General features: G+C 69.8%; 17 protein-coding genes. 8 read left to right on the top strand and 9 right to left on the bottom strand.

Annotated features, from left to right (window positions below):
• Window positions 1-2: 2 nt before the first annotated feature.
• Both folE and ftsH read right to left on the bottom strand, forming a co-directional pair.
• Window positions 3-608 (bottom strand): GTP cyclohydrolase I FolE, encoded by a 606-nt coding sequence (folE, locus tag F5X71_RS02475; protein ID WP_174817213.1) that lies wholly within the window; start codon window positions 606-608, stop codon window positions 3-5.
• Window positions 609-830: 222 nt separating this feature from the next.
• Window positions 831-3,233, bottom strand: a complete 2,403-nt coding sequence (gene ftsH / locus F5X71_RS02470; protein ID WP_167460471.1) for an ATP-dependent zinc metalloprotease FtsH — start codon at window positions 3,231-3,233, stop codon at window positions 831-833.
• A gap of 339 nt (window positions 3,234-3,572) precedes the next feature.
• On the opposite strand from ftsH, the gene F5X71_RS02465 reads away from it, so the two are divergent.
• Window positions 3,573-4,463: a hypothetical protein gene (locus F5X71_RS02465; protein WP_238815690.1), complete on the top strand. Its 891-nt coding sequence runs from the start codon at window positions 3,573-3,575 to the stop codon at window positions 4,461-4,463.
• An 18-nt stretch (window positions 4,464-4,481) separates the two neighbouring features.
• Here the strand turns inward: F5X71_RS02465 and F5X71_RS02460 are convergent, their stop codons facing one another.
• The gene (locus F5X71_RS02460) at window positions 4,482-5,318 is read right to left on the bottom strand and encodes a DUF1266 domain-containing protein (protein ID WP_167460469.1); all 837 of its coding nucleotides are present in this window, start codon (window positions 5,316-5,318) and stop codon (window positions 4,482-4,484) included.
• A gap of 128 nt (window positions 5,319-5,446) precedes the next feature.
• On the opposite strand from F5X71_RS02460, the gene F5X71_RS02455 reads away from it, so the two are divergent.
• Window positions 5,447-5,707: a DUF2277 domain-containing protein gene (locus F5X71_RS02455; RefSeq protein WP_167460468.1), complete on the top strand. Its 261-nt coding sequence runs from the start codon at window positions 5,447-5,449 to the stop codon at window positions 5,705-5,707.
• Here the strand turns inward: F5X71_RS02455 and F5X71_RS02450 are convergent, their stop codons facing one another.
• The gene (locus tag F5X71_RS02450; protein ID WP_238815689.1) at window positions 5,708-7,030 is read right to left on the bottom strand and encodes a PucR family transcriptional regulator; all 1,323 of its coding nucleotides are present in this window, start codon (window positions 7,028-7,030) and stop codon (window positions 5,708-5,710) included.
• A 242-nt stretch (window positions 7,031-7,272) separates the two neighbouring features.
• Between F5X71_RS02450 and F5X71_RS02445 the strand changes: the two genes are divergently transcribed.
• The 3 genes from F5X71_RS02445 (at window position 7,273) to F5X71_RS02435 (ending at window position 11,032) form a co-directional block, all read left to right on the top strand.
• Window positions 7,273-8,880 (top strand): aldehyde dehydrogenase family protein, encoded by a 1,608-nt coding sequence (locus F5X71_RS02445; protein WP_167460467.1) that lies wholly within the window; start codon window positions 7,273-7,275, stop codon window positions 8,878-8,880.
• Window positions 8,877-9,710, top strand: coding sequence for an SDR family oxidoreductase (locus F5X71_RS02440; RefSeq protein ID WP_167460466.1), 834 nt, complete (start codon window positions 8,877-8,879; stop codon window positions 9,708-9,710). Before F5X71_RS02445 ends, F5X71_RS02440 begins: the two co-directional genes overlap by 4 nt.
• 425 nt (window positions 9,711-10,135) lie before the next feature.
• Window positions 10,136-11,032, top strand: coding sequence for a LysR family transcriptional regulator (locus F5X71_RS02435; protein WP_167460465.1), 897 nt, complete (start codon window positions 10,136-10,138; stop codon window positions 11,030-11,032).
• On the opposite strand, the gene F5X71_RS02430 is transcribed toward F5X71_RS02435, so the two are convergent.
• The gene (locus F5X71_RS02430) at window positions 11,033-12,505 is read right to left on the bottom strand and encodes an amidase (RefSeq protein WP_167460464.1); all 1,473 of its coding nucleotides are present in this window, start codon (window positions 12,503-12,505) and stop codon (window positions 11,033-11,035) included.
• A 124-nt stretch (window positions 12,506-12,629) separates the two neighbouring features.
• Here F5X71_RS02430 and F5X71_RS02425 point away from each other — a divergent pair, with 124 nt between their 5' ends.
• The 3 genes from F5X71_RS02425 to F5X71_RS02415 are packed head-to-tail and all read left to right on the top strand — an operon-like array spanning window position 12,630 to window position 18,288.
• On the top strand, window positions 12,630-15,212 hold the full coding sequence (locus F5X71_RS02425) for a serine/threonine-protein kinase (protein WP_238815688.1): 2,583 nt from the start codon (window positions 12,630-12,632) through the stop codon (window positions 15,210-15,212).
• On the top strand, window positions 15,209-17,572 hold the full coding sequence (locus F5X71_RS02420; RefSeq protein WP_167460463.1) for a protein kinase domain-containing protein: 2,364 nt from the start codon (window positions 15,209-15,211) through the stop codon (window positions 17,570-17,572). The genes F5X71_RS02425 and F5X71_RS02420 overlap by 4 nt, the downstream gene beginning before the upstream one ends.
• On the top strand, window positions 17,569-18,288 hold the full coding sequence (locus tag F5X71_RS02415) for a cyclase family protein (RefSeq protein WP_167460462.1): 720 nt from the start codon (window positions 17,569-17,571) through the stop codon (window positions 18,286-18,288). The genes F5X71_RS02420 and F5X71_RS02415 overlap by 4 nt, the downstream gene beginning before the upstream one ends.
• Before the next feature lie 10 nt (window positions 18,289-18,298).
• On the opposite strand, the gene hpt is transcribed toward F5X71_RS02415, so the two are convergent.
• The 4 genes from hpt to dacB all read right to left on the bottom strand — a co-directional run bounded on the left by hpt (window position 18,299) and on the right by dacB (window position 22,581).
• Window positions 18,299-18,850 (bottom strand): hypoxanthine phosphoribosyltransferase, encoded by a 552-nt coding sequence (hpt, locus tag F5X71_RS02410; protein WP_167460461.1) that lies wholly within the window; start codon window positions 18,848-18,850, stop codon window positions 18,299-18,301.
• A gap of 51 nt (window positions 18,851-18,901) precedes the next feature.
• Complete coding sequence (gene tilS / locus F5X71_RS02405; protein ID WP_167460460.1) at window positions 18,902-19,903, bottom strand: tRNA lysidine(34) synthetase TilS; 1,002 nt, start codon at window positions 19,901-19,903, stop codon at window positions 18,902-18,904.
• A gap of 80 nt (window positions 19,904-19,983) precedes the next feature.
• On the bottom strand, window positions 19,984-21,114 hold the full coding sequence (locus tag F5X71_RS02400; protein WP_238815687.1) for a zinc-dependent metalloprotease: 1,131 nt from the start codon (window positions 21,112-21,114) through the stop codon (window positions 19,984-19,986).
• Between the two features lie 12 nt (window positions 21,115-21,126).
• On the bottom strand, window positions 21,127-22,581 hold the full coding sequence (gene dacB, locus F5X71_RS02395; RefSeq protein ID WP_428981441.1) for a D-alanyl-D-alanine carboxypeptidase/D-alanyl-D-alanine endopeptidase: 1,455 nt from the start codon (window positions 22,579-22,581) through the stop codon (window positions 21,127-21,129).
• Window positions 22,582-22,695: the final 114 nt, after the last annotated feature.

The following is a 22,695-nucleotide window of genomic DNA, read 5'->3' as shown; positions in this document are numbered from 1 at the left end:
GCTCACTTCCGCAGGATGAGGTCGAGTGCCTCGGCACGCGACGACGGACTCGACTGGAGCAGACCGCGCACCGCGGAGGTGGTGGTGCTCGCGCCGGGCTTGCGGATCCCGCGCATCGCCATGCATAGATGCTCGGCCTCGACCACCACGATCGCGCCGCGCGGGTCCAGCTTGCGCATGACGGCGTCGGCGATCTGGCTGGTCAGTCGCTCCTGGACCTGCGGCCGCTTGGCATACAGGTCGACCACCCTGGCGAGCTTGGACAGGCCGGTCACCCGGCCGTGCTTGCCGGGGATGTAGCCGACGTGCGCGACGCCGTGGAACGAGACCAGGTGATGTTCACAGGTGGAGTACATGGGGATGTCACGAACCAGCACCAGCTCCTGATGCCCCTCGTCGAACGTGGTGTTCAGTACCGCGTCCGGCTCGACGTAGAGTCCGGCGAACATCTCGCGATAGGCGCGCGCGACCCGGGCGGGAGTGTCGAGCAGTCCCGGCCGATCGGGGTCCTCGCCGACGGCGATCAGCAACTCCCGGACCGCGGCCTCGGCTCTGGCCTGATCGAACGGTTTACCTGTCTCGAGCGCGACCAGCTCGGCCCCGGTCACACCGTTGGCCGACCCGTTTCCGGCCGTGCCGTCCGCACCGGCGAGCGCGGGACCGCCGAGGTGATTGTTGGCCGACAATCGAGGACACCTCCAAAATCTCGGATGCCGGCAATCATTCGGCACCCCGGTGATCGAGCCTAATCGGCACCGCTCTCGACGAGCGCGACAGGCCCGGAGACGACAGCTCGCCCGGCCGGGTGGCCGGGCGATGCCGCCCGTGGGTCAGTGCCGACCGTTCGGTCCATCCCACTCGTTGCTCTCGCCCTCACCGTTCTGGTTCGGGCGGCCCTGCTCGTCGTAGCCGGGGCGTTCGCCGTAGTTACCGCGCCGGTCGTAGCCGTCCTGCGGGCCGCCCTGGGGCGCCCACTGCTGGTGACCACCGCGCTGCGGCTGTTCGGTCCAGCCGCTCGGCTGGCCGGGCTGCTGCTCGTCGCGCGGCGGCCAACCGGGCGCCGACCAACCGGCCGGGGCGCCGTAGTCCGGACGTGAGCCGTGCGTGCCACCGCGCTGCGGGTAGCCCGGGGCGGGCGCCTGCGGCAGCGGGTATCCGGTCGCGGGCGGTGCCGGGTAGCCACCGTACTGCGGCTGGGCGTTGTAGCCGCCCTCCTCCGGATAACCGTTGGCGGGCTGGCCTTCCCTGGCCGCGCCCGCGGGCAGCGGCGCGGGCACCTGCTCCGGCGGCGGCCACGGCTCGCCACGCTCGATGGCCAGCTCGCCCGGGGTCTTCACCGGCGGCTTGTTGGACGGAACGCGGTCACCGAAGTCGTTGAACGCGGTGATCCTCGGCCGCTTCTCCACGGTGGCCAGCAGCGTCTCGAGTTCCTTGCGGTGCAGGGTCTCCCGCTCGAGCAGCGCCGTCGCCAGCACGTCGAGCACGTCGCGGTACTCGTTGAGGATGGCCCACGCCTCGGTGTGCGCGGCCTCGATCAGGTTGCGCACCTCTTCGTCGATGGCGCCGGCGACCTCGTGCGAGTAGTCCGAGCTCTGGCCCATCGAACGGCCGAGGAACGGATCGCCCGCCTCCTGGCCGTAGCGCACCGCGCCGAGGCGCGCGCTCATGCCGTACTCGGTGACCATCGCGCGGGCGATCTTGGTGGCCTGGTCGATGTCGGAGGAGGCGCCGGTGGTCGGCTCGTGGAACACCAGTTCCTCGGCCGCGCGGCCGCCCATCGCCATCACCAGGCGGGCGATCATCTCCGAACGGGTCATCAGACCCTTGTCGTCCTCGGGCACCGTCATGGCGTGTCCGCCGGTGCGGCCGCGAGCCAGGATGGTCACCTTGTAGACGGGCTCGATGTCGGGCATCGCCCAGGCGGCCAGGGTGTGCCCGCCCTCGTGGTACGCGGTGATCTTCTTCTCGTGCTCGCTGATGATCCGGCTCTTGCGGCGCGGACCGCCGACCACCCGGTCCACCGACTCCTCGAGCGATTCGCCCGTGATGACGGCACCGTTCTCGCGCGCGGTGAGCAGCGCGGCCTCGTTGATGACGTTGGCCAGGTCGGCGCCGGACATGCCGACCGTGCGCTTGGCCAGGCCGTCGAGGTCGGCGTCGGGCGAGATCGGCTTGCCCTGCGAGTGCACCCGCAGAATCGCGCGCCGACCGGCCAGGTCGGGGTTGCCGACCGGGATCTGCCGGTCGAAACGGCCGGGACGCAGCAGCGCCGGGTCCAGGATGTCGGGCCGGTTGGTCGCGGCGATCAGGATGACGCCGGTGCGGTCGCCGAAGCCGTCCATCTCGACGAGCAGCTGGTTCAGGGTCTGCTCACGTTCATCGTGACCGCCGCCGAGGCCGGCGCCGCGCTGGCGGCCGACCGCGTCGATCTCGTCGACGAAGATGATGCAGGGGCTGTTCTGCTTGGCCTGCTCGAACAGGTCGCGCACGCGGGAGGCGCCGACACCGACGAACATCTCGACGAAGTCCGAACCGGAGATGGTGAAGAACGGCACGCCCGCCTCACCGGCGACGGCACGCGCGAGCAGCGTCTTACCGGTGCCGGGCGGGCCGTACAGCAGCACGCCCTTGGGGATCTTCGCGCCGAGCGCCTGGTAGCGCACCGGATTCTGCAGGAAGTCCTTGATCTCGTAGAGCTCTTCGACCGCCTCGTCGGCACCGGCCACGTCCGCGAACGTGGTCTTGGGCATGTCCTTGGACAGCTGTTTAGCCTTCGACTTGCCGAAGCCCATCATGCCGCCGCGACCGCCGCCCTGCATGCGCGCCATCACGAAGATGAACAGACCGAGCAGGATGATCATCGGCAGCACGAACAGCAGGATCTGGGTGAGCCAGCTCTCCTGCTTGACCACGGTGTTGTAGGGCGCGCCGGAGGCCTTCACGGCGTCGAAGACCTGGCTGGCGGTCTGGCTGCCGCCGGGGTACTTCGCAATGATCTTGTTCTGCCCACCGGTCGCGTCGTTGCCGTTCTTCAGCTCGATCCGCAGCTGCTGCTCGCGGTCATCGATCTGGACGTTCTCGACGTTGTTCTTGTCGGTCAGCTGGCTCAAAGCGACGGATGTGTCGACGTTCTTCCAGCCGCGCGTGTCATTGCCGAAGTAGCTGAACGCATAGATCACGAGCAGAATGCCCGAGACTATGGCCAGGGTGCGAAACACTGTCTTGCGGTTCATAGAGCGTCGGCCGGCCGGCCAGTCCTTTCCGGTGTCTCCGGTTCGTGCAAGCGATGCGTCGGGCGCGTCCGGCTCCGGGAGGGTTCGGATGCGGACATGCCACGTTACCGCGTACGGTCTAGTCGATACATCGCGCAGTTCGGCTGCAGGTGCAGTTAAAGAGGTAAACGGCGAAGGGACGTCGGTGGTTCCCGAAGTCCCCCGGCTGTGTTACTCCAAGTGGTCACAATCATGGCATGTTCGGCCTATCGTGAGCGACGACACAACAAGAGCGCAGGGGGTATGGACATAGTCGAACTACGGACACCCACGGCGATTCTCCGTCACGGACGCGGAAGATTGATCGTCCTGCGTCCGGGATCCGATGGTGAGCGGGTACTCGACGTACCGGTTTCGGACCTGCTCAAGGTCCGGTTGAATCGGCGCGCCGACGACGCGGTGGTCATCGAGATCTACCTGAGATATCCGACACCGGTGCTGACCGGGGTGCCCGCGGACCGTACGCCGCTACCGGTGCTCATCGCCGAGCACGACGTGCCCGCGGCGAGCGAGATCGTGGACCGGATCAACGGCCAGATCCTGGCCACGCAGCGCATCGATGTCGCCGCGCCCGACCTCAATCCGCCCGCGCCCACCTGGGGCAAGTCCGGGCCGACCCGGGCGGATGTGGAGCGCGCGGTGCGCAGGATGGCGCCGCATCGCGAGGCGAAGGCGGCCATCGCCGCGCTGCACCGCTACGTCACGCCGGACGAATACGTACTCGAGACCGCCATCGCGGTGGCGCACCCGCCCGCGGGCAACGGCCCCGGCCTGCTCGCCGCCACGACCGGACGGCTGCTGTTCATCTCGATCGGCGCGAGCAACCGCTACGCGCACGAGTTGCCGATTCCCGCGGTGCTGTGGGCACGTAACACCGATGGCACGCCGGCCGCGGCGGGCGAGATCGGCGCGCCGCGCGGCGAGGCGGGCATGGAAGTGCACGACGGCAACGTCACGCTACGTTTCACCGGCGCGGACCGGGCCGACACCGAGCGCGTCACGCTCGCGGTGAATTTCGCGGTGCGCCGCGATTCCGCCGACGGCGCCGCCGGCCCGGCCGATCCCGGTGTGGCACAGCTGTATTCGGAGTGGGAACTGCTGGTCGAGCGGCACTCGCTCGGCATGGTGGACGACGCGCAGTTCCAGCGTTACGGCCGCGGCATCCTCCGGTCGCTACCCGACGGCGGGTAGCGACCGGGGGTCCGCCGGTCAGGGTTGCGCGACGGGTGTCGGGGTCAGGCTGATGCGCCGCCACGGGCTGGTCGGACGCATCCACAGCCGCAGCAGTTCCATCCGCCGGTCGACCCCGCCGTTCTTCAGTTCCGCCAGGTCCTCGCAGGCCTGCCAGTAGGTCCAGCCGGTCAGGTAGGCGTCGCCGAATTGGCGCCAGTTGCGGTATTTGGCCTGGGCGATGGGCAGCGCCCGCGCGAGATAGTCCCAGGCCAGATCCGCGTCGAGGTAGCCTGCGGTGAAGGCCATCCGCGCGACCGCGACCACCCTGGCCAGATCCCAGGCGTGGATATCGCTGGGCAGCGGGCGCGCGAGATGATCGGTGAACCCGATCTTGATCGCCTGCGACCAGATGTCGTAGTCGCGCACCAGCGCCTCGGGGTTGTCCATGCCGCGGAAGGACCCGACCTGCCGCAGGAAGGCGCGGTGCCGATCGGCCCGCTCGCCGAAGCGGTCGCGCTCGCTGGCGTTGATCGAGGCCATCACCAGCGGGTGGACCAGCGCGTACAGCGGCGCGTGCATCCCGTCGAGCAGCTGCTCCATGGAGGCCTGCGCCTCGGTGCCGTCGGTGATGCCCCAGGCGCCGGTGAGCGTGTCGATGGCCAGCTCTCTGCGGTCGCCGAGCGGATGCTCGCGCTCCGGGCCGAGCAGCAGCGCGTCGTGGAAGGCGTCCCAGCGGGCCGAGTAGAACGCGCCGAGCGCGAGCGCTCGTAATTCGTCGTCGGCGACCGCCGCGCCGGACCAATGGTCCTCTTCGCGCTGATCCAGTTCGTCGTACGGGAAGGTCGTCAACGTGGGTACACCGCGGGCAGGCATGAGCCCGAGTCTATTGGCCGTGCCTGCGGCGTGGTGTGGTTCGCCGCGGCCCAATTGCCCGCGTTCGAATTTCGGCCGAGGACTTTCTTGCCCTGCCGCATACCGGGCCAGAGAGCTACTGTGCTCGCATGAGTAGCAACATCACCCTCCTCCGTGGCTTGGAGCCTGCCGCTACCGAGCAGGAAATCTATGCTGCCGCACTGCAGTACGTGCGCACGGTCGGTGGTGTGTCCGGCCTGAGCACCACCACCAAGGCAGCTGTCGACAAGGCCGTCACTGCCATCGCCGCGGCAACCACGCAGCTGCTTGCCGACCTACCCGATCGCCCCGCGCTCGCGCCGACCGAGCCGCCGCTGCGGCGGGTGGCCGCGGGCGACGCGGCCGAGTGATCATCCGGTAGGCAGGGCGGCCGTGCCGTAGGCGGCCACGCAGTCCAAGGCCAGTTCCAGCGCCGAACTGCGCTGTTCGATCGGATGACCGAGCAGTTCCTCGATCCGCTGGATCCGGTAGCGCACCGTGTTCTTGTGTACTCCGAGCAGTTTCGCCGTGGCCTCCGGGCTGCGATGACTCTTCAGGTAGGCGTGCAGCGTCTCGCGCAGCCGTGCCGCGTTCGCGTCCGTGCCGGACAGCGACCGCAATTCCCTGGCGATCAGTCCGCGCATGGCCGTCTCGTCGACACCGGCCAGATACGCGATCTCCACGTCGCGATAGCCGATGACGCGTTCGCCGCGGGCCGGGCCGCGCTCGGCGACCTGCCGGGCGGCCACCGCCTCACGATGACTCTGCCGGAATCCGGCGAGCTGTCCCGCCGGGACGCCGAACGCCACCCGCACGGGCGCCTCGACCAGTGCGGCCGCACTCCGCTCGAACCCACCGGGCTCCCCCGTCGCACCTCGATTAGCCTGTCCCCCCTCGGAATTCGGCGCCTCGTCGAGCCCGGCCCAGGCCCACATGCCGCTGGCGCCGGAGGCCACCGTGAGCACCCGACTGCTGCCGATACCCGCCGCGATCCGGGCGGCGACCCGCTCCAGCACCCCGATGGCTTCGCCGTCCCCGCTGCCTGATTCGCCCTCGTCGGTCCACAGCACGAAGGCCACGTGCCACTGCCCGAGCCGGTAACCGAGCCGGACCGAGGCCTGCTCGGCGTCCAGCTCGGCGCCGGCGAGCAGCGCGCGGATCGTCTCGGTGCGCCGGTTGAGCGCGGCCCGCATGACCCGCTCCCGCTCCTCCATGTAGGTCTCGGTGAGCAGTTCGACCGAGGTGCTGACCCATTTCGTCGAGCGCTCGAAGATCCGCAACAGCACCGCGCGCTCGATCTCCTGCGGCGTCTCCCGCTGATCGATCGCGTCGGCCATGTAGTCGAGCACGCCCTCCATCCCGACGTGGTAGGTCCGCAACAGCACGCGCAGTTCGAAGCCGCGCCGCGCGATCGTCCTGGCGAACGCGTGCGCCTCCTCCGGCACCGTGAATTCGTAGGTGTCACTGGTGATTCCGCTGAGCATGAGCCTGGCGTGCGCGCGCGTGCTCGCGGCCAGGTCACGGCGCATGTCCCGGTCGGCGAGCTCGGGCACCCGCGCGACGATCGCGCTGTCGAGGCGCGTCACGATCTGTTCGAGCGTCTCGGCACGCATCGTCTCGTAGACGTATTCGGCGAGCCAGTCGCGGACCACCTCGAGGTCCGCCGCGGCCCGCCCCGATGATGCGCTGGTCACATGCCCGCCATTTTGTACTTCAGACACAAAATTGCTCGTTCCAGTTGACAAACAGAGCCAAGAAACTCCAGGTCGATTGTGCCACGCTCATATATCAGTGGCGTCTTTCACACGTGCCCGCCCAGGGCGCGGCGGCTCCGTGTTTCCGTCAGGGCGCGGCGTCTCCGTGGTTCCCACTCAGGGCGCGGTGGCGACGGCCCCCAGCGTGCACCCGGATCAGCACGACCACGAGGAGAAAAACGATGACCGATACCACGCCCGCAGCCGGCACGGCGAAAAAGGCGCAGGCGCGCAAGGCGACCACGAAACAGCCCGCACCCACCACCATCGAGGTGCGCAACCCCGGCAACGGTGCGCTGGTCGGCACGGTCCCCGTGGTGAGCGCCGACGACGTCGCGGCCAAGGTCCGCGAGCTGCGCCTGTATCAACCGGAGTGGGAGGCGATCGGCGCCGACGGGCGCAAGCAATGGCTGCTGAAACTGCAGGACTGGCTGATCGACAACACCGAGCGGATCGCCGATGTGGTGCAGTCGGAAACCGGTAAGCCCCGGGTGGATTCGCTGATCGACCCGGCATTCGCGACCGACCTGGTCGGCTATTACGCGCGCCGTGCGGCGAAGTTCCTCGGCGACGACCACCCCTCGCCGCACAGTCCGCTGGCCCGGGTCAAGAAGCTGACCACCGTGTACAAGCCGTACCCGGTCGTCGGGGTGATCACCCCGTGGAACTTCCCGCTCGCGATGCCCGCGCTCGATGTGTTCCCCGCGCTGGCCGCCGGTGCCGCGGTGATCTTGAAACCGTCCGAGGTTACGCCGCTGTCCGCGCTCGAATTGGCAAGGGGCTGGGCCGAAATCGGTGCGCCCCCGGTGCTCGCCGTGGTCACCGGCGCGGGCGCGACCGGCGCCGCGGTTGTCGACAACGCCGACTACATCCAGTTCACCGGCTCCACCGCGACCGGCCGCCGGATCGCGGTGGCCTGTGCCGAGCGCATGGTTCCGTACAGCCTCGAGCTCGGCGGCAAAGACCCGGCCATCGTGCTCGCCGACGCCGATCTCGATCGCGCCGCGCACGGCATCACCTTCGGCGGCATGTTCAACTCGGGCCAGGTGTGCATCTCGGTGGAGCGGGTGTACGTCGAGGCGCCGGTCTACGACGAGTTCGTGGCCAAGCTGACCGCGAATGTCAAAGCGCTGCGCCAAGGTATCGACGATCGCGAGTCCAGACACGACGTCGGCGCGCTGGCCAACGAGAACCAGGCGGCGATCGTGCAACGCCATGTCGAGGAGGCCGTCGCGGCAGGCGCGAAGGTACTCACCGGCGGCAAGCGGGCCGGGTTCGGCACCGCCTTCGAGCCGACCGTGCTGGTCGACGTCGACCACACGATGTCGTGTGTCACCGAGGAGACCTTCGGCCCGACGCTGCCGGTGATGAAGGTGGCCGACGAGGCGGAAGCCATTCGGCTGGCGAATGATTCGATCTACGGCCTGTCCGCCTCGGTGTGGACCGGGGACAAGGAGCGGGGCGAGCGGGTGGCCCGCCAGCTCAACGCGGGCGCGGTCAACATCAACGACGTCTTCAGCAATCTGTTCAGCTTCGCGCTGCCGATGGGCGGCTGGGGTCAGTCCGGTGTCGGCGCGCGCTGGGGCGGCGCCGACGGTGTCCGCAAATACTGTCGCCAGCAAGCGATTACGACGCCGATCCTGCCCACGCAGCAGAAGGAGCTGTTCTGGTTCCCGTACCAGATGCCCAAGCTGCTGTTCGCGGTCGGCGCCATGCGCGCCGCCGGTGCCCGCGGCCTGCGCCGCATAGACATTCCGGCTGTTCTGAAACTCAAGGGAGGCAACAAGTGAGCGACTCTTCGAAGATCCGCGGCAAAGTCGTCGTGATCACCGGCGGCGCCCGTGGCATCGGCCTGGCTACCGCCACCGCGCTGCGGGCGCTCGGCGCCAAGATCGCGATCGGCGACATCGACGAGAGCACGGTGAAAGAGTCGGGCACCACACACGATTTCGAGCTCTACGGCAAGCTCGACGTGACCGATCCGGCCTCGTTCGAGAGCTTCCTCGACGAGGTCGAGCGCACCGTCGGACCGATCGACGTGCTGATCAACAACGCGGGCATCATGCCGACCGGCAGGCTGGTGCACGAGCCGGATCAGATCACCCGCCGCATCCTCGACATCAATGTCTACGGTGTCATCCTCGGCTCCAAGCTGGGCCTGACCCGGATGCTCGCACGCAAGAGCGGGCACATCATCAACATCGCCTCGCTCGCGGGCGAGAGCCACATCCCCGGCCTGGCCACCTACAACGCCAGCAAGCACGCGGTGCTCGGGTTCACCGACACGCTGCGCGAGGAGTACCGCGACTCCGGGGTGCGTTTCTCCTCGGTGCTGCCGACGCTGACCAACACCGAGCTCGGCTCGGGCGTCACCCCGCCGAAGCTGCTGCGCCCGGCCGAGCCGGACGAGATCGCGGCCGCCATCGTCGGACTGATCGCGGCGCCCAAGTCGAAGGTCAGGGTGACCGCCGTCGCAGGCTTCCTGGCTCAGCTGTTCGGCGTGCTGCCCGACCCGGTCGGCGACGCCGTGGCCAGGGCGCTGGGCTCGGGTCGCGCGTTCCTCGACGACGTCGACACCGATCAGCGCAAGGCGTACGAGGACCGGGCGCGCAGCGTCTGACCTCCACCCGCGACCGAAGCGCCGCGGCCCGGACTCGCTCCGGGCCGCGGCGTTTTTTCGATGCCGGCAAACCCACCTGAGCGGTCGGTCAAACCAGAATGTGACTAAAATCACCATAGAGGCTGCAAATGACTCCATGACGGCCAGAAGCAGGCCGTCAGCGGATTGCCAGCAACCGGTCGGTCGGTCTTTAGCTGAGCTTGATGTTGCGCGGAATCCGTCATTCGTGCTGGTCTAGTGACCGATTGAGCATTGCCGCCACCTGAGCGGCGGTATGCCGATCATTCGCGGAGGCGATGGTGCGCCACACCATCACAGGCAATATGCTGTCTCTAACAAACTTGTCGAATGTTTTGGTACCCGTATCCGAACTTTCTGGCTTGATAAGGCTAGAAATTCAGGACTGATTCTGATAGCAAGGGGCTATGGACCCGCATTTGCGCGACCTGCGGTATTTCGTCGCCGTCGCTGAGGAACTGCACTTCACCAACGCCGCTCAGCGGCTGCACATCGCTCAACCCACCCTGTCGCGTCAGATCCGGCAGCTGGAACGCCAGCTCGACGTAGTCCTGTTCGACCGCAACCAGCGCAGTGTCGCCCTGACCGTAGCGGGCAAAGAATTGCTCGAGGGCGCGCGCAAGATCCTGGAGCTGTGGGAGGTCACCAACGTCTCGCTGCAGGAGGCGGGCGAGGTGCTGCGCGTCGGCATCCAATCCGCGCTGGGGCGCGGACTGCTGAGCGATCTGGAGAGCGCGAGCGGCCACCGGCTGGCACTGCACGCCGCGTCCTGGACCGACCCGTCCAGCGGCCTGTCCGGACGACAGGCGGACCTGGCGCTGGTGTGGCTGCCGCTGCCCGACCCGAACCGCTACCGCTGGCAGGTGCTGCGCACCGAGCCGCGCTGGGTGCTGCTGCCGGAGAACCACCCGCTGGCCGATCAGGAAACGATCGAGTTCACCGATCTGCTCGACGAGCCGTTCGTCGCGCTGCCCACCGAGGCAGGCGCGGTCCGGGACTTCTGGCTCGGCAACGACGCGCGCAGCGGACGGCAGCCCAAGATCGGCGCCGAGGCCGCGACACCGGAGGACAAGCTCGAGGCCGTGAGCCTGGGCCTCGGCGTCTGCCTGCTCGCCGAGAACAACGTGCCGATGTACCGCTGGCCCGGCCTGACCGCCCGCCCGGTGGCCGGCCTCGCGCCGTGCGAACTCGCCGTCGCGTGGCGGGCCGACGACACCAGGCCGACCATCCTCGAATTCGCGGGCCGCGCGGTCGACGGCGGGTTCTCGGCGCAGCAGCAGCAACCCGCCGTCAGCGCCTCCTGATCAGTTGATCGTGCGCCGCCACGGATGCTGGGCCTCCAGCTGTGCGGACAATCGCAACAGGGTGGATTCACTGCCCGGCGGACCGGCCAGCTGAGCCGCCAGCGGCGTTCCGACATCGGGGTGCATCCCCATCGGAAGCGAGGCGGCGGGCCAGCCGACCAGGTTCCACAGCGGGGTGAAGGGCGAATACCGCGCGGCGGCAAGGACATTGGCCAGCCAGCCGCGGCGGTGCCAGGCCCGCGCCTTGGGCGGCGGACCGGCGAGCGTGGGCGTGATCACCACGTCGTAGCGTTCGAAGAATTCGAGCAGGCGCGCCTCGACCCGATCGACCTGGCTCTGCCGGACCAGGCGTAGTCGGGTGACGGTGCGGCCGAGTGCGAGATGGCGGCGGGTGCGCGGCTGTAGTCGATCGGGATGGGGTAGCGCGGCGGCGTCCCGGGCGCCGACGGCCAACCAGCGCAAGAAGATCCAGAGCAACGCGTCGCCGTAGGGCAACGCGGTCGGCTCGACCAGATGGCCCGCCGCCGCGGCCACCGAGGCGGCGGTGCGGGCGGCGTTGGTCCACTGCCGATCGACCGGGAACAGGCGAAGCGGTGAAGCCACGGCTAGGCCGATGCGTAGTCGGCCCGGCGGCTCCACCTCGGCTAGGTCCGGGCGCGCGGCCATGACCGACAAGGCCAGCGCGGCATCACCGACTGTCGTTGCGAGCACACCGTTTTCGACCATGCCCGACCAGTCGTCGACGCCGATCTGCGCGGGCACCGTGTGATGTCCCGGCTTGAATCCGTAGACACCGCAGCAGGCGGCCGGAATGCGCACCGAGCCGAATCCGTCGTTGCCGTGCGCGATCGGCACCAGCCCGGCGGCAACGGCGGCGGCCGCGCCACCGGAGGACCCGCCCGCGCTGCGCGCGACATTCCACGGGTTGCCGGTGATCCGGTCCGTGGTGTCGGTGGTGGCCCACAGGCCGAGCTCCGGCACGGTGGTCAGCCCGACGATCACCGCGCCCGCGGCCCGCAACCTGCGCACCACCGCGTGGTCGTCGGCGACCGGCCTGGCGTCGGTGGCGGCCGAACCGCACCGCATCGTCTCCCCCGCCACCGCGACATTGTGTTTGATCGCGATCGGCACCCCGGCCAGCGGTAGCACGTCCAGGTCGGCGCGCTGCTCCAGCGCGCTCGCCTCGGTCCTGGCCTTCTCGGTGCGAATGACGCTGAACGCATTGGTGTTCCGGTGCTCGGCAACGATCCTGGTGAGGGTGGCCTCGACCACCGCGCGCGCGGTCAGCGAACCGTCCCGCACGCCCGCCGCGATCGCCGCGGCCGGGCCGCGGCGCGGGTCCGTGCTCTCCTCGGCAGGGACCGCCGCGGCGGGCGGCGCCGGGGCGTGGCCGACCCGCGGCCGTTCCACCGCGGGGCGCTGTGTTGATTTCTGTACCGAACCGTCCGCCACCGCTGTGGCCTTCTCGAACATGTGCTGGTCGTCCCCCGTCGCATCGTTGTCGAATTCGGGTGATCGCTGTTCAGCCGCAAGTTATCATTCCGAATACTGCACGGGGGACGATGACATCGGGTGTGGCGGAAAATTAAGGTCCAGAATGAGTGCCGAGTCCGATAGAAGTACTTCCGGTTATGGCGATCCCGCGTTGCGTGCCGAATTCGGCGCGGTGGAAGCGTTCTGCGCGGCATGGGAGGCCGCCGCGGGCAAACACCCGCCCGAGATCAGCGAGTATCTGCCCGACGCCAGCGCCCTGCGCACCGCGGCGCTGCTCGAACTCATCCGGGTCGACCTGCGGCATCGCTGGCTGCGCCGCGCCGCGCTCGACCCGAACACGACCGAACCCGCCGAACCGCGCCCGCGCAAACGGCTCGCCGAATATTGCCGCGAATTTCCCGAACTGCAACCGAAAAGTATCCCGGCCGGACTTGTCTACGAGGAGTTCGTCATCCGCAGGCACAGCGGGGAACGAGTGGATCCCCGAGATTGTCTGCGCGAATATCCGGAGCAGGCAGCGGAACTGCGCGCGCTGCTCAACGCCGACGACGTCGAGCAGAGTACGCGGCGCGCGATACTGGACGATTCCGCGCTCGCCGCGCTCGACCGCACCAGAACCGCGATCGCCGACGCCGGATTGAACCGAACCGTCGGGCCCGCCCGTAGTTCAGAGGTGACCCGAGCGACCTTGGACCCGACCGGAACGGCGACCGCGGTGCCGACCACGATCGGCACCGGTCCCGGCCGCCACAACGCGCTCGACCGGATCGAAATCGGCCAGCGGATCGACGATTTCGACCTGCTGACCGGGCTGGGCAGCGGCGCGTTCGCGCGGGTCTTCCTGGCCAGGCAGCGCTCGCTGCAACGGCTGGTCGCGGTGAAGATCTCCACCGACCACGGCACCGAACCGCAGACGCTGGCCCAGCTCGATCACGACTACATCGTGCGGGTCTTCGATCAGCGGGTGCTCGGTTCCGGCGGCGGCGCCGCGCACCGGCTGCGACTGCTCTACATGCAGTTCCTCCCCGGCGGCACGTTGCTCGGCGTGCTGCGCTGGGTGCGCGCGACCCCGCCCGCCGAACGCAGCGGCCAACTGCTGCTCGACGCGGTCGACGCCGCGATGGAGGAGAAGGGCGAGATCCGGCCGACGGATTCGAGCGTGCGGGCCGAGATCGCCGCGCTCAGCTGGCCGGAGACGGTGGCCTGGCTGGGCCGCAGGCTGGCCGAGGCCCTGGACTACGCGTCCGCGCACGGCGTGCTGCACCGGGACGTGAAGCCGGCCAACGTGCTGCTGACCGCGGAGGCGGTACCGAAGCTCGCCGACTTCAACATCAGCTTCAGCCGCAATGTCGAAGGCACCAGTCCGGTCGCCTATTTCGGCGGCTCGCTGTCGTATATGTCGCCCGAGCAGTTGGAGGCCTGCCATCCCGGCTTCGGCCGCGGCGCGGCGGATCTGGACACCCGCGCCGACATCTACTCCCTCGGCGTGGTGCTGTGGGAACTGCTCACCGGCGCCAAGCCGTTCGACGACAGCACCGCGGGCGAGCACGGCGACGACACCACGCTCGAGGCCATGCTGGAGCGGCGCAGCGCGGGCGTGTCAGCCGCGGCGCTGGCCGGGATTCCCGCCGATTGCCCGGCGGCGCTGCGTAGGGTGCTGCTGACCTGCCTGGCCCCCGAACGGACCATGCGCTGGGCCAACGGCGCGGTGCTGGCCCGGCAGCTCGAGCTGTGCCTGGACGCGCGGGCGCGCGAGTTGGTCGATCCGGCGCCGGCAAGTTGGCGGCTGCGCCTGCGGCCATGGCGGTTGCTCGTCGCTGCCCTGGCCGTCGGACTGCCGAATGTGCTTGCCTCGCTGTACAACATCCAGCACAACCAGCACCTGATCATCAACCGGCTCAACGAGAACGCCCAGCACAGCTTCGGCATCATCACCGGCGTGGTCAACGCGGTGGTCTTCCCCGTCGGCATCGCCATCCTGCTCTACCTCTCGCGCTACCTGCTCACCGTGCCGCACGGCCTCGCGAAGGGACGCCGGTACGACCCCGAGACGTTGCGACGGACCAGACGCGACGCCCTGTTGCTCGGGGATCGCGCGGTGGCCGTGGTGTTCTCGCTCTGGGTGGTGGCCGGGGTGAGCTTTCCGATCTCGTTGCAGCTGGTGACCGGTGACCTGCCCGCGCGGGCCATCGTGCACTTCCTCGCGTCCCTGGTGGTGTGCGGCGCGATCGCGGTGGCGTATCCGTTCTTCCTGCTGACCTTCTACATGGTGCGCTGCATCTACCCGCTGTTCCTTCGCCACGGTGACATCAGCCCCGAAGACGCGGTCTGGCTGCGCGGGCTCGATCGCCGCTGCAACGGATACCTGGCGGTCGCGGCGTCGGTGCCGTTGCTCGCGGTCGCCGGGGTGACGTTCCTGCCACCCGCCGACATCCCGATGGTGATCGTCGCGGTCCGGGTGCTGTGCGTGGGCGGCATCATCGCGTTCGTGGTGGCCTATCTGCTGTTTCGCGCGTTGGAGGCGGATCTGCGGGCGCTGGAGCGGGTGGTCGCGCCCGCGTCCGCTGGACCGGATTCCGGTGCGGCGGCGCCGAACTCGGCGGACGCGCTGCCGACCTCTTCGGGTGCGGTGCCGACCTGCGCGGATGCGGTGCCGGACGCGGCCGCTACGGAGCGGCGCACGTGACGGCTTCGCAGGTCGACGCGGTCGCACGGTTCGCCGCCGAGTGGCAGCGCAGCCTGCGCGACGATCGGCGCGCGCCGCCGCGGATCGCGGACTACGTGCCCGACGGCACCCAGACCCGGCTGGCGATCCTGACCGAGTTGTTGCGGATCGATCTGCGCGAACGCTGGACCCGCGCCGCCACACTCGGCAAGCGAATCGCGGAGTACCGCAAGGAGTTTCCTGAGGTCGAGCAAAGCCCCGAGCTGGCGGGCCTGGTGTGCGCGGAGTTCATGGCCCGGCGCAGGCACGCGCCGCTCTCGGTCGCGGCGTTCGCCGCGGAGTACCCGGAGTTCGCGGCGGAGATCCATGCGCGGCTGCGCGCGTTCGACATCGACGACGACACCGCGGATCTCCTCGCCCCGGAGTCGGCCGCCGCGCTGGCCGCATTGGCCGAGCTCGCCCCCGGGCGGCGCATCGACGACTTCGACCTGCTGACCGATCTCGGCACCGGCGTGCTCGGCCGGGTCTTCCTGGCCCGCCAGATCTCCATGCAACGGCTTGTCGCGGTGCGGCTTTCGGCGGGCCGGGCGGGCGCGCCGCAGACAATGGCTCAGCTCGATCACGCGCACATCGTCCGCGTCTTCGACCAGCGGGTGCTACGCACCGACGACGCGCCCGAGACGGAGTTCGACGCCTGGACGACAACGGATTTCGGCTCGGCGCTGGACGCGACCCGCCCCGGCCCGGATCCGAGCCACACCGTGGCCGCCGCCGCGACCTGGGTCGTACAACCCCGGTCAGAGGTTCCGGCTACCGATGCGGCCGCGCCACGGCTCGTCTACATGCAGTATCTGCCCGGCGGGACCGCGCTCGGGGTGCTCGAGCAGCGCCGCCGCGGTCCGGAGTCCGACGGCGGGGCACTGCTGCTGCGCGCCGTCGACGCCGCGATGGCGGCGAAAGGCGAGATCCGGCCGTCGGATTCGAGCGTGCGCACCGAGATCGCGACGCTGAGTTGGCCGGAAACGGTGGCCTGGGTGGGCAGGCGGCTGGCCGACGCGCTCGATCACGCCGCGCATCTCGGCGTGCTGCATCACGACATCAAACCGGCGAATGTGCTGTTCACCGCCGAGGGCGTGCCGAAGCTCGCCGATTTCGCGCTGCGCGCCGCCGCCCCGTCCGCCGCCGTGCCGAATCACACCGAGTTCGAGGATGATTCGCTGCGCTACCAGTCTCCCGAACAGCTGGCCCGCCTGCTCGATCCGGCCGCCCCCGCGCCCGGCACGCGCAGCGACCTCTACTCGCTCGGCCTGCTGCTGTGGGAATTGCTCACCGGCACACACCCGTTCGACGACCAGCCACGGCCGCGCACCGAAGCCATCGCGCGCATGCTCGAAGCCCGCAGAGCAGGCATCCCGGAAACGGCGCTGGCCCAGTTGCCCGCCGATACGCCCCCGTCGCTGCGCCGCGTTCTGCTCGACTGCCTGCGGCCCGAGCCGAAACGCCGCTGGCGCACCGGCGCCGAGCTGGCCGGGCAGCTGGATCTGTGCCTCGACGCCCGCGCCCGCGACCTGGTCGACCCACCGCCGAGCAGCCTGCGCTTCCGGACCCGCGGCTGGCTCATCCCGGTGGCGGCGCTGTGTGTCGGCGTGCCCAACGTGCTGGCCAGCTGGTACAACATCCAGCTCAACCAGTCGCTGATCATCGACCGGCTCGCGGCCGCCGACCAGGAGAAGTTCTTCACCGTCGGCCTGATCAACAACCTCATCTCGTTCCCGCTCGCGGCCGTCCTGCTCATCGCGCTCGGCCGCCGCCCGCTCACCGTCTCGTTCCGATTGGCCCGTGGCCGTGAGTATTCCGCGCGCACGCTGGCCAAGGCCAGGCGCGACACGCTGCTGCTCGGCGACTGGGCGGTGCTGGTGCCGTTCGCGATGTGGATCGTCGCAGGCGTCGCCTGGCCGCTGGCGCTCGCCGCGAGCGGCGTATCGCTGCCGCCCGGCACCTTCTTGCATTTCTTTGCCGCACAGGTGGTTTGCGCCGCCATCGCGCTGGCTTACCCGTTCTTTCCGGCCATGCTCTTCGCGGTGCGGGTGGTGTATCCGCAGCTGCTGGTGCGCGGCGGCGTCGGGCCGGGTGACGAGCGTCAGCTGCGAAAGCTCGCCCGGCGCGGGAACTTCTACCTCGGCGTCGCGGCCTCGGTCCCGCTGCTCGGGGTGGCCGGGGCCACCTTCGTCGACGCCGCGGATCTGGGCTTGGTCATCGTTCCGGTGCGCCTGCTCAGCGTGGGTGGCATTCTGGCATTCGTGGTTACCTACCGGTTGTTCCGCTGGCTGGAGGCCGATCTGCTCGCCCTGGCGCGGGCCATCCCGCAGCGGAAGCGATGACCAGGCCGCGGCCGTTCGGGCGGCTGGTAAGCCTGTCGCATGTGCACGACCCGGCCACGACGCCGCTGTACCCGGACGACCCGGAGTTCCGCACCGACATCGTGGCGACGATCGCCAACGACGGCTACTACCTGCGCTACATCCAGCAGGGCGAGCACACCGGAACCCATTGGGGCGCGCCGATCCACTTCGATCCCGACGGACTGAGCGCCGACCAGCTGGACCTGGACGACCTGTTCCTGCCCGCGGTGCGGCTCGACATGCGCGAACGCTGCGCCCGCGATCGGGACTACGCGATCTCGGTCGCGGATCTGAAGCAGTGGGAGGCCCGGCACGGCCGCATTCCGGACGGCGCGGCCATCATCGCGTGGACCGGATGGGACGCCAAGTGGGGCACCCCCGAGTTTCTCGGCACCGGCGAAAGCGCGGGCCACCAGCCGGGTTTCGCGCCGGAGACCGTCGAATGGCTGCTCCGGACCGGCAGGCTGGGTCGGCGCGGCGCGCTCGGCATCGATACCTTCGGCCCTGATCTGGGCACGGATCACACCTACGCGGTCTCGAAGCTGCTGTACCGCGAGCATCGGATCAGCCTGGAGTGCCTGGCCGACCTCGCCGCGCTCCCGGCGACCGGTGCGTGGATCCTGGTGGGCGGGCCGCGCTACCGCGGCGGCTCCGGCTCGCCCGCAACGATTTTCGGGGTACTCCCGGACGGCTGAATCGCCCGGGTCAGGAGTAGACCTTGGGGTCGAGGGTGCCGATGTAGGGCAGGTCGCGGTAGCGCTCGGCGTAGTCGAGGCCATAACCGACGACGAATTCGTTCGGGATGTCGAAGCCGACATGCGCGACGTCCACGTGGGTGCGTAACGCATCCGGCTTGCGTAGCAGCGTGACCACCTCGAGCGAGGCCGGGTTGCGGGTGGACAGGTTGCGCTTGAGCCACGACAGCGTCAGGCCCGAGTCGATGATGTCCTCGACGATCAGCACATTGCGGCCCGCGATGTCCTTGTCCAGGTCCTTCATGATGCGCACGACACCGGAGGACGAGGTGGACGAGCCGTACGACGATACGGCCATGAACTCCATCTGGGTCGGGATCGACAGCTCCTTGGCCAGGTCGGTCATGAAGAAGATCGCGCCCTTGAGCACACCGACCAGCAGCAGGTCGCCCTCGGGCGCGCCCGGCGGATAGCGCTTGGCGATGAGCTCGGCCAGCTCCTTGGTCTTGGTGGCGATCTGTTCCTCGGTGATCAGCACCGACGCGATGTCGTCCCCGTACACGTCAGCTGTTCCCTTCTGGTGTTCGCTCCCGGACGGCCGATCCATTATGTGTCATCGGCCGCTGCGCAGACGCAGTGTCAGCCTGCCATGTTCGCGCGCTGCGACCAACCTGCTACCCCCGGTTCCGCCGCCGACGGCCACCCCACCCTGCCCGCGCCAGTCCGTGATCAGCTGGTCGACGGCGTGTAAATGCTTGCCGGTCAGCGCTTTCGCACCACCTTCGAGCAACCATGCCCGCACCGCCCTGCGGCGCAGCGCGGGCGGCGCAGTGGCGAGCGTCTCGATGACGAGGCCATCACCATCACTCGCGGTGTCCAGCAACTCGCCTGCCAACGCGTCCAGCACGGCGCCGTCCTCGCGCAGTTGGGCGGCGGTGCGGGCGAGCGCCTCGGCCGCACCGCCGCCGAGCACCGCTTCCAGCAGCGGCAGCACCTCGGTGCGCAACCGCACCCGGGTGAACTCCGGCGCCTGGTTGTGCGGGTCCTCGTGCGGGATCAGCCCGGCGTCGGCGCACAGCTGCCTGGTCGTCGTCCGGCGCACACCGAGCAGCGGCCTGCCCCACGGCTCGGCCCAGTCCGCCATTCCCTGAATGGACCGTCCGCCCGATCCGCGCGCCAACCCGAGCAGCACGGTTTCGGCCTGATCGTCGAGCGTGTGCCCGAGCAGCACCGGCAAGCCGGCTCGTGCCTGCGTCAGGGCCGCGTACCTGGCCGCGCGCGCCGCCGCCTCCAGCCCGCCCGCGCCGCCGACCTCGACCGCGAGCACCCGCGCGGAGCGGCACCCGATGGCCAGCGCGCACGCCGCCGCGTCGGCGGCCACCACGTCGGATCCGGGCTGCAAACCATGATCGACCACGAGGGCGTCGACCGCGTCCAGCTCGACCACGGCCGCGGCGGTCAACGCCAGCGAGTCCGCGCCACCGGACAGTGCCACGGCCACCTCGGACACCGCGCGTGCCGCGGCCCACGCGCGCACGGCATGTCGCACCGCCAGCACCGCCGCCGTCTCGGGCAGGCGGCGCGGCTGCGCCGTTCCGGCGTCCGCGCGACCCATACGCGCACCCTACGGGTTCACGCGGCTGCCCCGATCGCCCGCACCCGCGTTTCGACGGTCCAGGACCGGATGCGGCTGGACTAGCCGAGCACGCGCGTCACCCAGTGTTCGGGTGTCTCGATTTCGTCTGTGCGCGGCAGGGTTTCGGCGTCGGTCCAGATGGTGTTGAACTGCGCCATGCCGACCCGCCCGACGACATCGTCCACGAACGCCTTACCGCGCACGTACTGGGCGACCTTGGCGTCCACGCCGAGCAGCGCGCGCATGATGCGCTGGATCGGGTTGCTCGGGCGCTTGCGGCGCTGATCGAAGGCCGAGCGGATCTGTCCGACGGACGGCACCACGGCGGGGCCGACGGCGTCCATCACGTGATCGGCGTGCCCCTCCAACAGGGTGCCCAGCATGAGCAGCCGGTCGAGCGCCTCGCGCTGCGGCGGGGCCTGGGTGGCACGCAGCAGCCCGACCACGCCTCGGGTGGCGGGGTCGGCGGGCGTGCCGCCCTTGCGCCGGTCGCGAACCTCGTCGAGCAGCCGCGACAGCATCTCGTTGAGCGGCTCGTCGCCGACCTCGCCGAGCACCTCGACATTGCTGCGCATGTACTCGGCCAGCCAGGGCGCCGAGGAGAACTGCACCCGGTGGGTCACCTCGTGCAGGCAGACCCAGAGCCGGAAGTCGCTCGGTGAGACACCGAGCGCCCGCTCGACCGCCACGATGTTCGGCGCGACGAGCAGCAGGGTGCCGTCGGGGCCGGTGAACGGGTCGTACTGGCCAAGGATCGCGGTGGACAGGAACGCGAGCATCGCGCCCGCCTGCACGCCCGCCGGTTTGCCCTGCCACATGCCGCGTTCGGCGGCGCCGCCGTCGCTGCCGGTCAGCTGGCCCATGGACGCGGCGGCGGCCGCGATCCAGCCGGGCCGGTCCACGATCCGGGCGGCGGGCACCGGCTGGTCGTCGAGCAATCCGCTCACCTCGCGGACCGGCCCCTCGGCCCGTTCGGAGGCGGTGGCCAACTCGGCCACGACCTGCTCGGCGGAGAAGCGGGAGGTCCGCGGCCCGGCGGGCACCAGGGTGGCGCCGGTCTTCGCGGCCAGGCGCCAGTCGACCGCGCCGGAGAAGCCCGAACGCCCCTTCGGCTGCTCGACGGCGGCGCCGGTCGGCACTACCGCGTCTGCCGTGCCGGGACCGGCCGGGTCGGAACCATCTGCGTGCATGTCAACCACCCGTCACGAGCATCCACAGTTGCGTAGCGTGCCCGCGATCGCGTCGAGCGCAGGCCTGCTCACCTCCGGCGGCCGGTCGTTCGACATCAGCGCGAATGTCAGTACCCGGCCGTCGGCGTCGAGCACATACCCGACCAACGCACTGGACACCGACAGAGTTCCGGTCTTGGCCCGGACGAACCCGGCGGCCTGGCGGTTCTGCTCGACATAGCGGCTGGTCAGCGAGCCGGTCGCGCCCGCGATCGGCAGGTCGTCGAGCAGCGGCGCCAAAGTCGCGGCGAGCCGGTCGTTCTCGGGCCTGGCCATCGTGCCAGCGGGCTGCACCGTGCTGCCCGCGTTCGGCTTGGCGGCGGTCGCGACGATCCGGTCCAGCAGCCGCGCCGGAATCCGGTCGTCGACCGAGAGGCCGCTGTTGTCGTGCATGTCCAGGCCGGTCAGGTCGAAGCCCGCCTTGGCCAGTGCGTTGTTCACCGCGGTGACCGCGCCGGCGAACGAGGCCTCGCCGCCGGTGGCGACCGAGATCTCGCGCCCGACCGCCTCGGCGAGGATGTTGTCGGAGTAGACCATCATGTCGCGCAGCCGGTCCCGCAGCGGCGCCGAGCGCACGCTCGCGACCTCGGCGGCACCCGGCGCGGCGGCGCCGATCCGGACCCGGCCGGGATCGAGGCCGAGCTCGACTGCCAGCCTGCGCCCGGCGTCCAGCGCGGGCGTCGGGGTGCGCGGAGAGTACTCGACCAGCGGCTGCAGCCGGCCGCCGTCGATCATCACCGACTCCATCGGCGCGATCGAGCCGTCCCCGATATCGATCGGATCCCAGCCCTTGGCCATGGACGGCCCGGTGTAGGCCGAGGTGTCCACCACGATGGTGTCGACCGCGCGGCCGGAGCTCTTGATCTGGGCCACCAGGTCGGCGACCTTGGCGCTGTTCGGGTAGTAGCCCTTGCCTTCCGGCTCGGCCGTCAGCGTCGGGTCGCCGCCCCCGACGAGCACCAGCTCGTTCGGCGCGGCGCCGGCCACCACCTTGGTGGTCAGCCGATGGTCCGCGGGCAGGGTGAGCAGCGCCGCGGCCGTGGTCAGGATCTTCGCGGTGGACGACGGGATCATCGGCTTACCGGGATCACCGCTCCAGAGCACCGTCGCGCTGTCGGCGTCGGTCACCTGTCCGGCGAAGACGCCGAGATCCGGGTTACCGATGACCGGCGCGAGCGCGGCCGCGATACCGGCCGGGCTCGGCGCGGGCGCGTTGGACGGCGCGGGCGCGACGCGAGGAAAGGGCCGGACCGGCGTGGGCGGGGCCGCGATGGTGCGCCCACCGTGGCGGAACTCGTCGGTCCACGGCTTGACCGTGAGCAGAACTCCCGTTCCCGCGGCGAGCAATACGGCAAGCGTGACCCCGAAACCGATCCAGAGATTGCGGCGCCGCCGGTTGGCCAGGCCGCCTCTGTTCTTACCAACCACTGACCGCAGCTCTCCTCGACTGATCTCCGCAGCAGCCGCCTGCCGCACCCATGTCCCCGCCGACCACACTATCCTCGTTGCGCAACCGTTCCCTTGAACAACCTGGCGAGTCGG

The organism is Nocardia brasiliensis, assembly GCF_011801125.1.
Classification (GTDB): domain Bacteria; phylum Actinomycetota; class Actinomycetes; order Mycobacteriales; family Mycobacteriaceae; genus Nocardia; species Nocardia brasiliensis_C.
The sequence above is the reverse complement of the archived record's forward strand: the minus strand, read 5'-3'. Positions and strand labels throughout refer to the sequence as shown.